Origin of the sequence: Halomonas cupida, assembly GCF_900142755.1 — a bacterium.
GTDB classification, from domain to species: Bacteria; Pseudomonadota; Gammaproteobacteria; order Pseudomonadales; family Halomonadaceae; genus Halomonas; species Halomonas cupida.
The window spans coordinates 15,019-31,650 of sequence record NZ_FRCA01000004.1; the positions used below are offsets into that span (position 1 = coordinate 15,019).

Here is a 16,632-nt window from a genome sequence, read left to right on the forward strand (position 1 = left end):
TGATCACTCATCACAGAGTTTCCGCAACGCCACGGCAGCCAACAAACGATATATTCTCAGCCAACAGATGAAGTGAGATCACCCATCATGGCCTACCGATTACCCTCGCTGACAGCGCTGCGTGCCTTTGAGGCTGCGGCACGCCTGAGCAGTTTCAAGAAGGCTGCCGAGGAGCTGTCTGTCACAGCAACCGCCATCAGCCATCGCATCCGCGTGCTGGAAGAAGACCTGGAGCGCTGCCTGTTCCTGCGCAAGGTTCGAGCCGTCGAACTGACAGCAGAAGGCGAAGAGCTTTTCACAGCGGTACACAGCGGTTTCGATACCATCGCAATGGCCGTTGAGCGTCTACGCCAACCTCGCCGAGCATCGGTCACGCTCTCGGCGACGCCAGCGTTCGCTACCAAGTGGCTGGTGCCACGTCTGGCAGACTTTCAGGCCCTGCATCCCGGTATCAACCTGCATATCCATGCCTGCGACGCTCCCGTTGATCTGCAGTCGGGCAACGTCGATCTGGCAATCCGCTACGGAAACGGCCCGTACAAAGGCCTGTCGACCACGCTACTGCTGGAGAATCAATTTGCTCCCATGGCCAGCCCACAGCTCAAGGCAGCGCCCCTCTCCGATATTGCACAGTGGCCATTGATTCATTTCGACTGGTACCTTCCTGCCGGTATGGAAGTGAGCTGGAACGCCTGGCTGCGCGCCTGCGGACATGATGAGCATATTGCAGCGTCAGGGATTCGCTACTCCGATGAGAGCCACGCCATTCAGGCGGCCATTGCCGGCCAGGGAGTGGCCATGCTGAGTCTGCTGCTGGTCGAGGAAGAGCTACGCCTCGGGCTGCTTGAGGTCGTCGCCGAACCAACGCTCAAGGGGATGTCCTATCACCTGCTCAAGTGCAATGTAGCCAGACCCCACCAGCAATCGGAGGCAGTCGCTGCCGTGGAGAACTGGCTGATACGAAGCGCCTGCCCGAACTTGGAGAATAACGAGAAGTAGAAAACAGTGAGGCCGGCACAATGGCCGGCCTCACTGTTTCTACGGTGCTACCACCTCTCGTCGATCAGTCGCCGAAGGGATTGCGCAGCACGATGGTCTCATTACGGTCGGGGCCGGTAGAGATGATGTCGATAGAGGTGCCCACCTGCTCCTCAAGGAAGCTGATATAAGCGCGCGCGTTGGCCGGCAGGTCCTCGACACGCTTGACGCCCAGGGTCGACTCGGTCCAGCCCGGCAGATCCTGATAGAGCGGCTCGATAGCTTCGTAACCCTCGGAATCCACCGGGTTATCGAGCACTTCACCGTCCTTGCTGCGATAACCGACACAGACGCGGATATTTTCCAGACCATCGAGTACGTCGAGCTTGGTCAGGCAGATGCCGGAGACCGAGTTGATCTGTACCGCATGGCGCAGTGCTACGGCGTCGAACCAGCCACAACGACGCGCGCGTCCGGTGGTGGCACCGAACTCATGGCCACGCTCGGCCAGATGGCGGCCATGGTCATCGAACAGCTCGGTCGGGAAGGGACCGGAACCGACACGAGTGGTATAAGCCTTGGTGATGCCCAGCACATAGTCGAGATACAACGGGCCAACACCAGAACCGGTCGCCGTACCACCAGCCGTCGTATTGGAGCTGGTCACGAACGGATAGGTGCCGTGGTCGATGTCCAGCAGTGAGCCCTGAGCGCCTTCGAACAGGATGTTGTCGCCATTCTTGCGCAGGTCATGCACCAGGCTGACGGTATCCGTGACCATCGGACGCAGTTCCTCGGCCATTTCCATCGCGCTGTCGAGCACTGCCTGAAAATCAACTGCCGGCTCACCGTGGTACTGGGTCAGTACGAAGTTGTGATAGTCGAGCACTTCGCCCAGCTTGGAGGCAAAACGTTCGCGATGCAGCATGTCGCCGAGACGCAGGCCACGACGTGCCACCTTGTCTTCATAGGCCGGACCGATGCCACGACCGGTAGTGCCGATCTTGGCCACGCCGCGAGCCTTCTCGCGCGCCTGGTCGAGGCGCACGTGATAGTCGAGAATCAGCGGACAGGCCGGAGACAAACGCAGACGCTTGCGTACCGGAACGCCCTTGCTCTCGAGTTCGTGAATCTCCTTGAGCAGAGCTTCCGGCGACAACACCACGCCATTGCCGATCACACAGGTCTTGTCCTCGCGCAGGACGCCGGACGGAATCAGGTGCAGAACGGTCTTCTCACCATCGATCACCAGCGTATGGCCGGCATTGTGTCCGCCCTGGAAACGCACCACGGCAGAGGCGGATTCCGTCAGCAGGTCAACGACCTTGCCCTTGCCCTCATCACCCCACTGGGTGCCCAGTACGACTACGTTCTTGCCCATTGCTTTCTCGTCTCTCTGTGTTGCGCCGTGGCGCACCTCAAGGTGTGTGCGCCGCGCGCCGGCGCCCGAAAATCTGTCATGGCCTTCCCACCTGGAGCGGGTCGGTCAGGTGGACGGCTCGATAGCCTCGACTATCCAGCCGTTGTCTCCCGGCACCAACTGCTCTCGGCAGTAGTGCTGTACCGCGCCGGAGCGTTGGCCCGGCAGAGCCTGAACCACACGACGCCCCTGACTGCGCAGCGTCTGAATGGCCTCGCTCAATCCATTCTGGCCTTCATCGGCCGGTGCCCAGACACCATCGTTGTCCGGCTCACGCAGCACCAACGTTGCCAGCAATTTGAGGTCCATGGAGAACCCCGTCGCCGGTCGCGCCCGACCAAAGGCCTTGCCGGTATCGTCGTAACGACCACCCTTGGCCAGCGCCTGGCCATAGCCCGGCACGTAGGCGGCAAACATCATGCCGGTGTGGTACTGGTATCCGCGCAACTCGGCAAGATCGAAATAGCAGGAGACTTCAGGGTGCTCGGCACTCACGCCTTGATAGAGCTCATGCAGCTTGTCGAGTGCATCATTGACGGCCTGAGGTGCCTCGCTGAAGGCTTCCCGCGCCTCCTCGAGCACTTCGGGACCGCCATGCAGCGTGCCCAGAGCACGAAACATGTTGGCCAGGGCTGCGTCACTGATCAGGCGCGATACCGCCTCATCCAGTTGTGACGGTGACTTGAGCGCAAGGGCGGCGGAAATCGCCTGCTCGGCCTCAGGCTCAAGTGCCGCTGCTACCACCAGATTACGGTAGATGCCCACGTGCCCCAACGCCAGGTGAATCTCACCTGCACCAGACACCGCCAGGCTTTCCAGCGCCAGACGAAGGATCTCTACATCCGCAGCAAGGCTGGCATGGCCGAACAGCTCGACGCCAACCTGTACCGGGCTGCGCCCGCCCTGATGCTTGTCGGCCTTGGCCCGCAGAACGTTGGTGCAATAACACAGACGCACCGGCCCCTCGCGCTTGAGAGAGTGCGCATCCATACGCGCTATCTGGGGGGTAACGTCAGCACTGACTCCCATCATGCGACCAGTGAGTTGGTCGGTCAGCTTGAAGGTCTGTAGATCGAGATCCGTCCCGGTACCGGTCAACAGTGAGTCGAGAAACTCCACCGGCGGTGGCATGACCTGGTCATAGCCCCACAGATGGTAGAGGTCGAGCAGCGCACGGCGTAGCTCTTCCATGCGACTGGCTTGAGGCGGCAGCACCTCATCCATGCCGTCGGGCAAGAGCCAGCGGTCAGCGATGGTCATGTCAGATTCCTGCTTGGACAGTGAGCCTGAATCGCACGCACACGAAGCAGTACACGGCATGAATCATGTGCACAACATGAATCGGCGCAACTCTCGAGGAGGCGCGCTCGTGCGAGCGATCAATGAAAGTCCTGGTGCCGTTGCTCGACCTGAGATATCCCTGATCCGAAGAGCACACTCAGCCAGAGTAGACCTGGTTTGAAAAGACAGGTTTGAAAAGACTGGTCCGAAAAAACCGGTCCTGTAAAAACCCGTCCTGTAAAACCAGTGCCACAGGGTCCAGAACACCCGAGCGACGGCCACAAAAAAACCGGGCCACGCCCGGTTGAAGGATTCTATCACGTTTGCGTGGCGGGTGAACCCCGCGAGGCAATACCGATACATCATTTACCGGGTGCCGGTCGTCCAGGACGACCGGCACCCGGCTGTGCGATCAGCTCTCGGGCTGATCCGGCGACTTCAGATAGCGGAAGAAGTCACTGGACGGATCCAGCACCATCATGTTGCCGCCGTCCTCACCGAAGCTCTCGCGGTAGGCATTGAGACTACGCCAGAAGGAGAAGAACTCCGGATCCACGCTGTAGGCCTCGGAATAGATACCTGCCGCCTCGGCATCACCCTCACCGCGGAGGGTCTCGGAGCGCTCATTGGCTTGAGCCAGCAATACCTGACGGCGACGATCCGCGTTGGCGCGAATGCGCTCGGACTCTTCCGAGCCCTGAGCACGCCATTCACGAGCTTCACGCTCACGTTCGGAGCGCATCCGCGAGTAGACCGCGGCGGACACATCTTCCGGCAGATCGATACGCTTGACGCGAATATCGAGGATCGCCACGCCGAGCTCTTCGCGCATCAAGCGATCGAGGTCCTCGGTGGGCCCGGTCATCAGTTCATCACGCTTCTCGGCGATGATCTCCTGCAGGCTGAGCTGGCCGAACTCATTACGCAGGCTCTCGTCGACGCGCGGTTGAATCAGGCGAATTGCCATCAGCTCATCCCCCGCTGTCGCCTCGTAGTAGCGCGTCGGGTTGATGACCTGCCACTTGACGTAGGAGTCGACGATGACCGCCTTCTGCTCCTGGGTCAGATAACGGCTGGTATCGGTGTCCAGCGTCAACACTCGCGTATCGAACTTGCGTACGGTCTGGGTGATCGGCACCTTGACGTGCAGTCCGGGCTGGATGTTCTCTTCGATGATCTCACCGAAGCGCAACTTCACCGCACGCTCGGTCTCGTTGACCACGTAGAGGCTGTTGCTGGCCAGCCAGGCCACGGCAGCCAGGCCGCCGACGATGAGTAGGGATCGATTATTGATCATCTAGCGACCCTCTCTCTGGATACCATTGTCACGCTCCGTCCGGACCGAGCCACTGCTCGAACCGCTCGTCTCGTTGCGAGCGCGTTCGAGAACCTGTGGATCGAGCTGAGTGTCATCCTGATTGGCTGCTGCTCCGCTGGTACCACGAGCAAGGCGATCCATCGGCAACACCATCAGCGGGCTCTGCTCCGATACGTCGACAAACACCTTGTCGGTCTGGCCGAGCACTTCGGACATCACATCCAGATAGAGACGCTCGCGCATCACGTCCGGCGAGTCCTGATATTGCGTCAGCAGCGCGCTGAAACGATTGGCCTGACCACGCGCCTCGGCGACCACAGACTCGCGATAGCCCTGTCCCTGTTCGACGATACGCTGAGCCTGACCCTGAGCTTCCGGGATGATGGCGTTGGCGTAGGCCATGGCCTGGTTGATAGTACGCTGACGATCCTCGCGCGCCCGGATAACGTCATCGAAGGCGTCCTGGACGGCCTCAGGCGGCGATGTCGATTCGACGTTGAGGGTCACCAGGTGAATCCCGGTGCCGTAGGCATCCAGGTAGGATTGCAGACGACTCGCCACCGCAGAACCGAGAATCTCACGTCCCGAAGTCAGGATATCGATCATGTCGGTGCCACCGACAACATGACGCAGTGCGGAATCCAGCGCATTCTCCAGTGACAGCTCCGGATCACGTACGTTGAGCACATAGCCACGCGGATCGGCAACCTGATACTGGGCCGAGATCTCGACCGAGACGATATTCTCGTCCTGAGTCAGCATTGACTGGGTCTGGCTGACCGAGCGCACGCGGGTCACGTTGACCATGTGCACATCATCGACCAGCGGCGGATTCCACTGCAGACCCGGATTGACGATTTGCTGGAACTTGCCGAAACGCAGTACCACACCGCGCTCGGACTGATCGACCAGATAGAAACCACTGGCTGCCCAGATGGCCACGCCGATCACCAGCAGCAGACCGGGCAATGCCAGGGTATTGCGCGGCTTGCCGCTCCCCCCCTTCTTGCCACCGCCGCCGCCGCGCTTGCCGCCGCGACCACCCAGCATGTTGTTCAGCTTGTCCTGAAATTTCTTCAGCGCTTCGTCAAGATCAGGCGGTCCCTGATTGTCGCCGCCGCCACGGTTACCACCGCCATTGCTTCCGCCTCGACGGCCCCCGCCACTCCAGGGGTCTTGCTGGTTGCCGTTGCCGCCACCAGGCTCATTCCAGGCCATACGTCGTCTCCACTCTGTGCTCCCATGTGGGAGCATCGGTTGCGATCCATTATATCGCGTCGCCTGATCCTGGCGACGCCAGGGGCCAGTCCAGCCCTCGGGTCGTCAAGCCTCCCAGGCCTCTCGCTGCTGCAGAGACTCAGGAAGGTAATCCGCGGCACGCTCGTCCAGCCTCGACATCAGTTGGTAGAACTCGCGACGCGGAAGCCGCAGTGCCAACCTTGAGCGCCCCTGTTCATCAAAATCCTCACCGCGCACTGCACCGGACTCATGCAGTGCTGCCCGCAGCCGGCCCTGCTCCGGCGTCAGGGTCAGCGGGAAATCGAGTATATCCTCGGCCAGGCACTCACTCAGTGCTTCAGCCAGCAGATCGAGGCCTCGTCCTTCACGTGCCGACAGCCAGACAGTCCGGGGCACGCCATGCTCATCGCGCTCGATGCGCGGAGAGCTGTCGAACAGGTCAATCTTGTTCATTACCAGCAGAGATGGCACATCCGCCGCACCAATCTCCTCCAGCACGTTGTTCACCTGCGTCACGTTCAGTTCACGGTCCGGGTCGGCAGCGTCGATGACGTGCACCAGCAGCGTCGCCTCGGCCGCTTCCTGCAAGGTGGCTCGGAACGCCTCGACCAGCTTGTGTGGCAGATGACGAATGAAGCCTACCGTATCCGCCATCACCACCGGCCCGACATCCTCGACTTCAAGTCGTCGCAGTGTAGGGTCGAGAGTAGCGAAGAGCTGGTCCGCCGCATAGACCTCAGCCTGAGTCAGGCTGTTGAATAGCGTCGACTTGCCCGCATTGGTATAGCCCACCAACGACACGCTGGGAATCTCGGCGCGAGAACGCGCCCGTCGATTCTGGCTACGCTGGCTGCGAACCTTGTCGAGCCGCTTATGGATCGACTTGATTCGTGCACGCAACAGGCGACGGTCAGTCTCGAGCTGAGTTTCACCAGGGCCACGCAGACCGATACCGCCCTTCTGACGCTCGAGGTGTGTCCAGCCTCGAACCAATCGGGTCGACATGTACTCGAGCTGGGCCAGTTCTACCTGCAACTTGCCCTCATGGGTGCGTGCGCGCTGAGCAAAGATGTCGAGAATCAGGCCGGTGCGGTCAAGCACCCGGCATTTCAGCGCCTGCTCGACATTGCGTTCCTGAGAGGGGCTGAGCGCGTGGTTGAAGATCACCAGTTCCGCCTGATGAACCGACAGAGCCTCGCGCACTTCCTCGAGCTTGCCCGAACCCACAAAACTGCGGGAGTCGGGACGCTGTCGGCTGCCGGTAATCAGCGTGGCGGGCTCGGCGCCCGCCGACCTCACCAGTTCCAGAAACTCACCGGGATCTTCGCGCTCCTGCTCGTCCTGAAAGTCTATGTGGACGAGTATCGCCGTTTCACCGGCGTCGGGACGTTCAAAAAACAATCAATACCTCACGGATAATCAGCTCTCCGGCTGCGCAGCAGGATCCTGAGCAGGCAGACGGACGTTGCGTGACGGCACGACAGTGGAGATGGCGTGCTTGTAGACCATCTGACTGACGGTGTTACGCAGCAGAATGACAAATTGGTCAAATGACTCGATCTGGCCCTGCAGCTTGATGCCGTTGACCAGGAAAATCGATACCGGAATGCGCTCCTTGCGCAGAATGTTCAGGTACGGGTCTTGAAGGGACTGCCCTTTGGACATGTTGCTCTCCCTGATAAGTCTCTTAGGGGTTAACGTTATTCCGACACTCGCCAACTCGCTCATGAGAGGCGACCATCCGAGGATACGGCTGGGCTCATGCAATGGGCCACACGAACTGGATATCTTACGCTATGTGCCCGAAACGCGCACCAGTTTCAATAACTCAGCTGCCGCTTTGCCCGCCAGCGGATCGACCCAGTGGAGCTCCGGCCAACTTCGTAGCCAGGTCAACTGGCGTTTGGCCAGTTGACGGGTCGCTACCACCCCACGATAGCGCATTTCCGCCAGGTCATAGTCTCCATCGAGGTAGTGCCATGCCTGACGGTAACCTACGCACTTCATGGATGGCAGTTCCAGGGACAGGTCGCCTCGCGCTCGCAACGTCGCCACTTCATCGAGGAAACCGGCTTCCAGCATCAACGAGAAGCGCCTGGCGATGCGTTCGTGCAACACAGCCCTGTCCGCTGGCGCGAGTCCTATGGACAGGGTTCGGAACGGAAAGTTTTGTGGTGGCTGTCTATTCCACAGTTCCGTCAGTGATTGACCACTGATTTCATGCACTTCCAATGCACGCATCAGACGCTGAGGATCATTGGGGTGAATGCGCGATGCCGACTCAGGGTCTACTTCGCCGAGGCGCCGATGGAGCGCTTCCAGGCCTTGTTCACGGGCCATCTGCTCCAGCTTCTGCCGCACCGCAGGGTCCGCCGAGGGCAGATTGGCCACACCATCCATCAATCGCTTGAAGTACATCATGGTACCGCCAACGAGCAGCGGCACCTTCCCCTTCGCCACGATGTCCTGCATTTCGCGCAAGGCGTCTTCGCGGAACTCGGCGGCGCTGTAGGCCTCCACCGGGTCACGAATATCAATCAGCCGATGAGGAGCACGCCTCAACTCATCCGCCGAGGGTTTGGCACTACCGATGTCCATACCGCGATAGATCATCGCCGAATCGACGCTGACGATCTCGCCATTGAGTGCTTCACGCAGCTCGATGGCGAGATCGGTCTTGCCCGCTGCCGTGGGCCCCATCAATAGAATTGCCAGAGGCCTTGGGTCCGAACTCATCGTCATTGGCCTCTGAGGAACAGCTTGTCCAGCTCACGCAGACTCATCTGTGTCCAGGTCGGGCGACCATGATTGCATTGTCCGCTGCGTTCAGTGCGCTCCATATCACGCAGCAGTGCATTCATCTCGGCGATGGTCAACTGACGATTGGCGCGCACACTGCCATGGCAGGCCATGGTGGCCAGCAGTTCATTGATATGCGCCTCGATGCGATCGGATCGCCCAAACCGCTCGAGATCGGCCAGCATCTCGCGTACCAGCGGCTCGACATCGGCATCGGCCAGCAGCGCCGGAACCTGGCGAACCAGCAGGGTTTCTGGCCCCGCGGCATCCAGCTCCACCCCCAGACGGGAGAAGGCATCACGCTCGCTCTCGGCGGTCTCCACCTCACTGGCACTGGCTGCCAGCGACACCGGCACCAACAATGGCTGGGCATCCAGGGCCCCACCATGCACCTGGGACTTCATCCGCTCATAGACAATACGTTCGTGAGCGGCATGCATATCGACCAGTATCATCCCCTGGGCGTTCTGCGCCACGATGTAGATACCGTGCAGTTGCGCCACGGCGTAACCGAGTGGCGGTGACTGGGTGGCATCCTCTTCGGGCATCGTCGGCATGGGCCGCGGTGCCTCGGCAACCCCCATCATGGTACGAGGCTCGGGCGAGCCTCGCTCCGCCAGCGCCTGATCAGCCGCCATGCCACCGGCTCGGGGCGCACCGGGCTGAGGTGTCAGCAGGTTCTGCTCATGATCCGGGTGCAACTGACGATAGCCATCCATGAAGGCACGCACCCGATCCGGAGTCACGCCGCCACCTTCATCGTCCCGACGTGCATGCAGCGCCATGGGCTGCTGTTGCCAGGCTGGCTGGGGCCCAGTCTGTTGAGACATGCTCTGTTGAGACATGCTCTGTTGAGACATGGCCTGTTGAGGCGAGGCGTCTCGAGCCGCAGCCGGCTGACGAATCTCTCCGGTTTCCGGGTCGACATCCAGTTCCTCATGGACCTCGCCGGCATTCGGCTCGGCATGCCCCGCTCGCGCCTCTCCCAGCGCACGATGCAGGCTGGAGAACAGGAAATCATGCACCATGCGGCCGTCGCGGAAGCGCACTTCATGCTTGGTCGGGTGCACATTGACGTCGACCACGGCGGGATCAACATCAAGGTAGAGCACGAACACCGGGTGCCGACCGTGGAACAGCACATCACGATAGGCCTGACGAATGGCGTGGGCTACCAGCCGATCCCGCACCACGCGACCGTTGACGAAGAAGTACTGCTGGTCGGCCTGGGCGCGGGAATGTGTCGGCAACCCCACCCAACCCCACAGACGCAGGCTGCCTACCTCGATGTCGAGGGTCAGGGCATTGTCGAGGAAGTTCTTGCCCAGCAGAGACTTGAGTCGCCGCTCACGCTCGTCATCCGTTTGCGCCAGCGGCAATTGGTGCAGGGTCTTCTGGTTATGGCGCAAGACCCAGCCGATATCGAAGCGCGAGAGCGCCTGACGCCGGAAGGACTCCTCGACGTGACCGAACTCGGTCTTTTCGGTGCGCAGGAACTTGCGCCGTGCCGGCGTATTGAAGAACAGATCACGCACCAGTACCGAGGTGCCCCTCGGGTGAGGTGCCGGGGAAACCCGTGGCTCCATGCGCCGACCTTCGGCGACCACACGCCAACCATTGCGCGGGTCCTCATCAGTATTGGAAACCAGCTCCAGCCGCGACACCGAACTGATCGAGGCCAGTGCCTCGCCACGGAAGCCCAGACTGGCCACGCCTTCCAGCTCCTCCAGCGAGGTGATCTTGCTGGTAGCATGACGCGACAGTGACAGCGGGAGGTCTTCCTCACTGATTCCCGAGCCGTCGTCACGCACCTTGATCAGACGCGAGCCTCCCGCTTCGATCTCGACTTCGATCCGTGTGCTGCCGGCATCAATGGCGTTCTCGACCAGTTCCTTGACCACCGATGCCGGCCGCTCGACCACCTCACCGGCGGCAATCTGGTTGGCCAGCCGGGGGTCGAGCACCTGGATTCTGCGGTGTTCGCTCCTGATCTCACTCATGTACTGGGAATCCTCAATACCTGTCCGACGCGAATGACATCGCCGGAGAGCTCATTGACCTGGCGCAGTTGGCCAAGCGAAACCCCATGCTGCGAGGCAATGCCTGACAGGGTATCACCGGGCTGAATTCGGTACTCGTTGGAGTCCGTCTCGCGGCCGTGGTCGCGATTCCACGCCAGCAGGCTCGCCGGTGGCGGGTTCTGCTCGAAGTGGGCACGCACACCGCCGAATACCGCGCTCATCATCCGCTCCTGATAGCCGCCATCGCGCAGGCGGCGCTCCTCATCCGGGTTGGAAATGAAGCCTGTCTCGACCAGCAGCGAGGGGATGTCCGGCGACTTGAGTACCACGAAGCCAGCCTGCTCAACTCGTGGCTTGTGTAGATCATTGACACGACCGATGCGATCCAGCACCGCCCCACCGATGGTCAGGGAGTCATTGAGGGTCGCCGTCATGGTCAGATCCAGCAATACACCACGCAACACCTGGTCCTTGTCATCCAGTGACAGGCTGCCGTCGACGCCACCAATCAAGTCAGAACGGTTCTCGGAAGTGGCCAGCCATTTGGCGGTTTCCGAGGTGGCACCACTCTGCGACAGCGCGAACACCGAGCTACCGTGAGGCCGCGGGCTGTTGAAGGCATCGGCGTGGATCGAGACGAAGAAGTCTGCCTTCTGCTCACGGGCAATCAGCGTGCGTTGACGCAAGCCGATATAATAATCGCCATCGCGGATCATCACCGCCCGGAAGCCAGCCGTCTGGTTGATCATTCGAGCCAGGCGATCGGCCATCTCCAGCACCACGTCCTTCTCGCGCGTCCCACTGGGGCCTGTGGCACCGGGGTCCTCACCACCATGCCCTGCATCCACGGCAATGATGATGTCACGCTTGGGGTGTGGCTGCGCTTCAGTCACCGTCGGAGCCGTCTCGACCGGATCAAGCCCTTCGGCAACGGCAACGGTCCGGGCACGCTCAGCGGCAATTTCCTGCTCGCGGATCATCGATTCGATGGGGTCGATCGGATCCTCAACTGCGCTTTCCCCCGGATACTCCAGATCCACCACCAGGCGATCGCCGTACTGATCATTGGGCGATAACGCAAAATGTCGCGGCTCCACAGCACGATCCAGCTCGAGAACCACCCGCAGATCATCGCCCTCGCGAACCCCGGTGCGCACCTCGCTGATGGCACTGCCATCGAGGTCGATACTGGCTGGATCCGAGTCCAGTTGCGTATCGGCCAGGTCAATGACCAGTCGGCTTGGATTATCCAGAGTGAACACCGAAGCGCTCACCGGAGCCGAGAGGTCAAATACCAGTCGCGAATGGTCGGGCGCAGCCCAGAGTCGCATGTTCTCGACTGTCGAGGCGTGAACCGAAGCCACGAACAAACCGGGTGCCGCCAGTGCAGTCAGCGCGACCCACTTCCAAAGGGCTGCCCTCATGCGCTACCTCCCGACGAGCCATCTCCCGACGAACCATCTCCCGACATGCAGTCCGCCAACTGCGGGTCCTGCCGCAGACGCGCCAGCACCTCCTCTCCCCAGGCAGTACCGGCCTGAAGACATGCCTCTCGACCACGACCGGCGTGACTCAAGGCAACCACCAGATCGGCCTCGGGAAGCCAGCCTTCACCGCGCTCCGCCCATTCGATCAGGCACAGGGTGTCATCGGCGAGCAGGTCGCGGCCGCCTATGAATTCCAGCTCCTCGGGATCGCCGAGGCGATAAAGGTCGAAATGGTTCACCCGTCCGGCTTCCAGTTCGTAGGGTTCCACCAGGGTATAGGTTGGGCTCTTCACAGCGCCCTGGTGTCCATAAGCACGCAACACCCCTCTGGTCAGTGTTGTCTTGCCGGCGCCCAGCTCACCGGATAGATGAACACGGCCGCGCCCTTCCAGCGCCCGTCCCAGGCACTCTCCAAATGCGACCTGACGGTCTTCATCATCGAGTCGCAGCAGCATCTTCCTCGCCCATTGTCGGGTTGATCAAAATTCGTGCACAGAATGCCAGATCGCTGGCCAGCAAGCCACGTTCTCCCGCTTGACGTGCTGCACGGTCACCGGCCAGTGCATGTGCCAGTACCGCGCATTGTGCGGCCTGTTCCAGCTCCAGCCCCTGAGCCACCAGTCCGGTGATAAGGCCTGTCAATACATCGCCCATGCCTCCGCTGGCCATGCCTGGGTTGCCATAGGGGCAGAGTGCCAGGCCACGGGGGCCACAGATCAGCGTGCCTGCGCCCTTGAGGACCACGACACCACCCAGACGACTCTGCAGCTGCCGTGCCGCCGTCGGGCGATCGGCCTCGACCTCGGCCACTGAACAGCCCAGCAGACGTGCCGCCTCACCGGGGTGTGGCGTGAGTATCCAGTTGTCGCGCTGCATGCCCATGAAGCGGGAGGCGAGCAGGTTGAGGGCATCCGCATCCACCACCATCGGCAGCGACTGCTCCAGCGCGCACTGCAGCATCGCTTGCCCCCAACTATCCAGGGAAAGCCCCGGACCGATGGCCAGCACACTGAGAGACTCGAGTAATGGCGGCAACTGGGTAGCATGAATCAGCCCCCGCACCATGACCTCAGGGCAACGCACCAGACTGGCCGTGACATGTTCCGGCGCTGTCGCCAACATCACTCGTCCTGCTCCGGATCTGGCACAGGCCTCGGCAGCGAGCAATGCGGCTCCGCCATATCCCGGAGCTCCACCAATGACACCAGCGAAGCCCAGCGCACCCTTGTGGGTATCGCGCGGCCTGGCGGGCAGCATCTCCGTCAGATACTGCGGTGCCAAGCGCCAGGCAATGGGCCTGATATCGTAATGCGCCAGAGCATCCAACCCCAGCGGTTCCACCACAACTTCCCCACAGTGCGCCGCACCGCATCCGGTGTAGAGGCCCAGCTTGTCGGCGATGAAGGTCACGGTGACATCAGCCCTGACGGCAATATCACCGGCGGCCGCGCCATCGGCATTGATCCCCGAGGGGATATCGATGGCCAACACCGGCCGCCCTGAGTCCCGTATGGCGTGGATGGCATCGGCCCATGCCGGGCGTAGCTCTCCCTGAAAGCCGGTACCGAGCAAGGCGTCGACGATGACTTCACCGTCGATCGGTGCGCCGGATTGCCAGTCGTGCCACTCTACCCCGGCGGCATCGGCCATCTTCGCGGCACGCAACGCGTCCCCGCTCAAGCGCTCCCGCGGCACCAGAGAATAGCGCTGCACTCGGCGCCCTTCATGAGCAGCCAGAGCGGCCAGCACATGGCCATCACCGCCGTTGTTTCCTCCGCCGCACAACACGGTCAGGCTGCGGGTGGCGGGCCAACGCGCCTTCAACCACCGCCATGCCGTACCCGAGGCGCGCTGCATCAAGGCAAACCCATCGATCTCTCCGGCGATGGCTCGGCGATCCAGCTCACGGACCTGGTCTGCAGCGAACAGGGGCATCTGGCCGGCATGCATCAAGTCACGGGCAGAAGCGCTCATACGGTGTTCCCTCCTGGCGGGATGATTTACCATGGTGCGATATTCCCTTATCCAGTCTAAAGGCTTCTCTGCTCGTTTCGGCAGAAGTTGCCAGGTTTAACCTCTTTCATGTCCACCCCGTCTGCCATCACCGACAATGACCTCGGCGCCCTGGCCCTGCGTATCAAGACCTGGGGGCGCGAGCTCGGGTTCCAGCAACTCGGCATCACCGATGTCGATCTGGCCGAGGATGAGCAGCGTCTCGAACGCTGGCTCGACGCCGGCTACCAGGGCGAGATGCATTTCATGGCCAAGCACGGCCGCAAGCGCACGCGCCCCGCCGAGCTCGAACCGGGGACCGTGCGCGTGATCAGCGTGCGTCTCGACTACCTGCCACCGGAAGTCGAAACCACCAAGGTGCTGGGCCAACCAGCGAAGGCCTATGTCTCGCGCTACGCTACCGGCCGCGACTACCACAAATTGATGCGCAAGCGACTGCAGACACTGGCGCGCCGGATCGAAGCCGAAGTGGGACCAATCGGCTATCGCGCCTTCGTCGACTCGGCTCCCGTCATGGAGCGGGCACTGGCACGCAAGGCCGGGCTGGGCTGGTTCGGCAAGAACGCCATGTTGTTGAACCCGAAGGCCGGCTCGCTGTTCTTCCTCGGCGAGCTCTACACCGACCTGCCACTGCCGGTCGATGAGCCCTTCGAAACAGAACACTGCGGCAGCTGCAACGCCTGCCGTACCGCCTGCCCGACCGGCGCCATTGTCGAGGATCAGGTTGTCGATGCGCGCGCCTGCATTTCCTACCTCACCATCGAGCTGTTCGGCGCCATTCCCGAGCAATACCGTGCCGCCATGGGTAACCGGGTATTCGGTTGTGACGACTGTCAGCTGGTCTGCCCTTTTACCCGCTTCACCCGCGCCAGCAGCGAACCGGATTTTGCGCCGCGCCATGACCTGGACCGTGCCGAGCTGGTGACCCTGTTCGGCTGGAGCGAGACGGAGTTTCTTGAACGCACCGCCGGCAGCCCGATCCGCCGCATCGGCTATGAACGCTGGCTACGTAATCTCGCCGTCGGACTGGGCAATGCGCCCTGGAGTCCGACGGTGGAAGCCGCCCTGCTGGTTCGACTGGCCTATCCGTCCGACCTGGTGCGCGAACACGTGCGCTGGGCACTGAAGCGCCAGCGCGAGAAACGTCAGGAGACCATCGCCGTCGGCTGAGTCATGATTTGCTGTCGGCTAAGCCATTATTCGCTGTCGGCGACCTTGAGCAGGGTCTTGCGATAGTGTGCCAACTCGGCAATGGACTCCTTGATATCGTCCATGGCCAGGTGAACATTACGCTTGCTGAAGCCTTCCAGGGCTCCCGGGTTCCAGCGCTTTGCCAGTTCCTTCAGCGTCGATACATCCAGGTTGCGGTAGTGGAAGAACGCCCACAGCTCTGGCATTTCGCGCTCGAGGAAACGACGATCCTGGTGAATGGAGTTGCCACACATGGGTGACGTGCCCGGGGCCACATACTGACGCAGGAAGTCCAGCGTCTGACGTTCGGCCTCGCCTGTCTCGATACGGCTGTTGCGCACTCGCTCGGTCAATCCGGAGCCACCGTGCGTCCGGGTATTCCACTCATCCATGCCAGCCAGCAGACTGTCACTCTGGTGCACGGCGATCACCGGTCCTTCTGCGATCACCTGCAGATCGCCATCGGTGACCAGTGTCGCCACCTCGATAATACGCTCGCGCTCGGGATCCAGGCCGGTCATCTCGAGATCGATCCAGACCAGTAGATCAGAGCGCGGCGAGCTCTTGCTGGGAGAGCCTTGGGTGTTGGCGGACATCGTCACCTTCCTTGAGTTTTTCTGGGTCATGAAACATCAAGCCATACAACATCGAGCCCTGGGATCCTGAGATTCGAGGGTCCGGGACCGGAGTCGTCAAGCGCCGGCAATCGGAAGCATGGCGGGTAGTCCTGCTGCATGATGGCGAGTCTACACGACGCCTCCTGCAGCGTGACAACAGCCTATCGACAATCGATCAGCAGACCGGTTCAGGACAGTCGGCAGTGGCAAAGGTACAATGCCCAGCAGACATTACCGGGCCATGCCGCTGCCAGCGGCTTGTTTCTAC

At 61.5% G+C, this 16,632-nt stretch carries 14 protein-coding genes; 2 read left to right on the plus strand and 12 right to left on the minus strand.

Annotation, left to right across the window (positions count from 1 at the left end; genetic code table 11):
• Positions 1 to 87 precede the first annotated feature (87 nt).
• A complete protein-coding gene (locus BUE38_RS08510; RefSeq protein ID WP_073434703.1) occupies positions 88 to 999 on the plus strand; it encodes a LysR substrate-binding domain-containing protein in 912 nt (303 codons plus the stop codon).
• Between the two features lie 64 nt (positions 1,000 to 1,063).
• Here BUE38_RS08510 and BUE38_RS08515 read toward each other — a convergent pair whose 3' ends face one another.
• The 11 genes from BUE38_RS08515 to BUE38_RS08565 all read right to left on the minus strand — a co-directional run bounded on the left by BUE38_RS08515 (position 1,064) and on the right by BUE38_RS08565 (position 14,517).
• Positions 1,064 to 2,359, minus strand: coding sequence for an adenylosuccinate synthase (locus BUE38_RS08515; RefSeq protein ID WP_073434705.1), 1,296 nt, complete (start codon positions 2,357 to 2,359; stop codon positions 1,064 to 1,066).
• Positions 2,360 to 2,464: 105 nt separating this feature from the next.
• Entirely contained in the window at positions 2,465 to 3,658 is a 1,194-nt protein-coding gene (locus BUE38_RS08520; protein ID WP_073434707.1) for an ATP phosphoribosyltransferase regulatory subunit, read from the minus strand.
• A 433-nt stretch (positions 3,659 to 4,091) separates the two neighbouring features.
• A complete protein-coding gene (hflC, locus tag BUE38_RS08525; protein WP_073434709.1) occupies positions 4,092 to 4,976 on the minus strand; it encodes a protease modulator HflC in 885 nt (294 codons plus the stop codon).
• Entirely contained in the window at positions 4,977 to 6,215 is a 1,239-nt protein-coding gene (gene hflK, locus BUE38_RS08530; RefSeq protein ID WP_073434711.1) for an FtsH protease activity modulator HflK, read from the minus strand.
• Positions 6,216 to 6,320: 105 nt separating this feature from the next.
• Positions 6,321 to 7,637, minus strand: a complete 1,317-nt coding sequence (hflX, locus tag BUE38_RS08535) for a ribosome rescue GTPase HflX (RefSeq protein WP_073434713.1) — start codon at positions 7,635 to 7,637, stop codon at positions 6,321 to 6,323.
• A gap of 18 nt (positions 7,638 to 7,655) precedes the next feature.
• Entirely contained in the window at positions 7,656 to 7,901 is a 246-nt protein-coding gene (gene hfq / locus BUE38_RS08540) for an RNA chaperone Hfq (RefSeq protein WP_045993095.1), read from the minus strand.
• 129 nt (positions 7,902 to 8,030) lie between these two features.
• A complete protein-coding gene (gene miaA, locus BUE38_RS08545) occupies positions 8,031 to 8,978 on the minus strand; it encodes a tRNA (adenosine(37)-N6)-dimethylallyltransferase MiaA (RefSeq protein WP_073434769.1) in 948 nt (315 codons plus the stop codon).
• Complete coding sequence (gene mutL, locus BUE38_RS08550; protein WP_073434771.1) at positions 8,975 to 11,035, minus strand: DNA mismatch repair endonuclease MutL; 2,061 nt, start codon at positions 11,033 to 11,035, stop codon at positions 8,975 to 8,977. The genes miaA and mutL overlap by 4 nt, the downstream gene beginning before the upstream one ends.
• Positions 11,032 to 12,480 carry an N-acetylmuramoyl-L-alanine amidase gene (locus tag BUE38_RS08555; protein WP_084541832.1) on the minus strand — a complete coding sequence of 483 codons (1,449 nt, stop codon included), beginning with the start codon at positions 12,478 to 12,480 and terminating at the stop codon, positions 11,032 to 11,034. Before BUE38_RS08555 ends, mutL begins: the two co-directional genes overlap by 4 nt.
• Positions 12,477 to 12,998, minus strand: coding sequence for a tRNA (adenosine(37)-N6)-threonylcarbamoyltransferase complex ATPase subunit type 1 TsaE (tsaE, locus tag BUE38_RS08560; RefSeq protein ID WP_073434773.1), 522 nt, complete (start codon positions 12,996 to 12,998; stop codon positions 12,477 to 12,479). The genes BUE38_RS08555 and tsaE overlap by 4 nt, the downstream gene beginning before the upstream one ends.
• Positions 12,979 to 14,517: a bifunctional ADP-dependent NAD(P)H-hydrate dehydratase/NAD(P)H-hydrate epimerase gene (locus BUE38_RS08565; protein WP_073434775.1), complete on the minus strand. Its 1,539-nt coding sequence runs from the start codon at positions 14,515 to 14,517 to the stop codon at positions 12,979 to 12,981. Before BUE38_RS08565 ends, tsaE begins: the two co-directional genes overlap by 20 nt.
• A gap of 108 nt (positions 14,518 to 14,625) precedes the next feature.
• Here BUE38_RS08565 and queG point away from each other — a divergent pair, with 108 nt between their 5' ends.
• A complete protein-coding gene (queG, locus tag BUE38_RS08570) occupies positions 14,626 to 15,726 on the plus strand; it encodes a tRNA epoxyqueuosine(34) reductase QueG (protein WP_073434777.1) in 1,101 nt (366 codons plus the stop codon).
• Positions 15,727 to 15,752: 26 nt separating this feature from the next.
• Here queG and orn read toward each other — a convergent pair whose 3' ends face one another.
• Complete coding sequence (gene orn, locus BUE38_RS08575; protein WP_073434779.1) at positions 15,753 to 16,343, minus strand: oligoribonuclease; 591 nt, start codon at positions 16,341 to 16,343, stop codon at positions 15,753 to 15,755.
• Positions 16,344 to 16,632: the final 289 nt, after the last annotated feature.

Bases quoted from the DNA above. Each gene is read 5' to 3' on its own strand.
- BUE38_RS08520 (WP_073434707.1), bottom strand. From the start codon at position 3,658: ATGACCATCGCTGACCGCTGGCTCTTGCCCGACGGCATGGATGAGGTG.
- tsaE (WP_073434773.1), bottom strand. From the start codon at position 12,998: ATGCTGCTGCGACTCGATGATGAAGACCGTCAGGTCGCATTTGGAGAG.
- BUE38_RS08565 (WP_073434775.1), bottom strand. From the start codon at position 14,517: ATGAGCGCTTCTGCCCGTGACTTGATGCATGCCGGCCAGATGCCCCTG.
- BUE38_RS08555 (WP_084541832.1), bottom strand. From the start codon at position 12,480: ATGAGGGCAGCCCTTTGGAAGTGGGTCGCGCTGACTGCACTGGCGGCA.
- queG (WP_073434777.1), top strand. From the start codon at position 14,626: ATGTCCACCCCGTCTGCCATCACCGACAATGACCTCGGCGCCCTGGCC.
- hflK (WP_073434711.1), bottom strand. From the start codon at position 6,215: ATGGCCTGGAATGAGCCTGGTGGCGGCAACGGCAACCAGCAAGACCCC.
- BUE38_RS08515 (WP_073434705.1), bottom strand. From the start codon at position 2,359: ATGGGCAAGAACGTAGTCGTACTGGGCACCCAGTGGGGTGATGAGGGC.
- hflC (WP_073434709.1), bottom strand. From the start codon at position 4,976: ATGATCAATAATCGATCCCTACTCATCGTCGGCGGCCTGGCTGCCGTG.
- orn (WP_073434779.1), bottom strand. From the start codon at position 16,343: ATGTCCGCCAACACCCAAGGCTCTCCCAGCAAGAGCTCGCCGCGCTCT.
- mutL (WP_073434771.1), bottom strand. From the start codon at position 11,035: ATGAGTGAGATCAGGAGCGAACACCGCAGAATCCAGGTGCTCGACCCC.
- BUE38_RS08510 (WP_073434703.1), top strand. From the start codon at position 88: ATGGCCTACCGATTACCCTCGCTGACAGCGCTGCGTGCCTTTGAGGCT.
- miaA (WP_073434769.1), bottom strand. From the start codon at position 8,978: ATGACGATGAGTTCGGACCCAAGGCCTCTGGCAATTCTATTGATGGGG.
- hfq (WP_045993095.1), bottom strand. From the start codon at position 7,901: ATGTCCAAAGGGCAGTCCCTTCAAGACCCGTACCTGAACATTCTGCGC.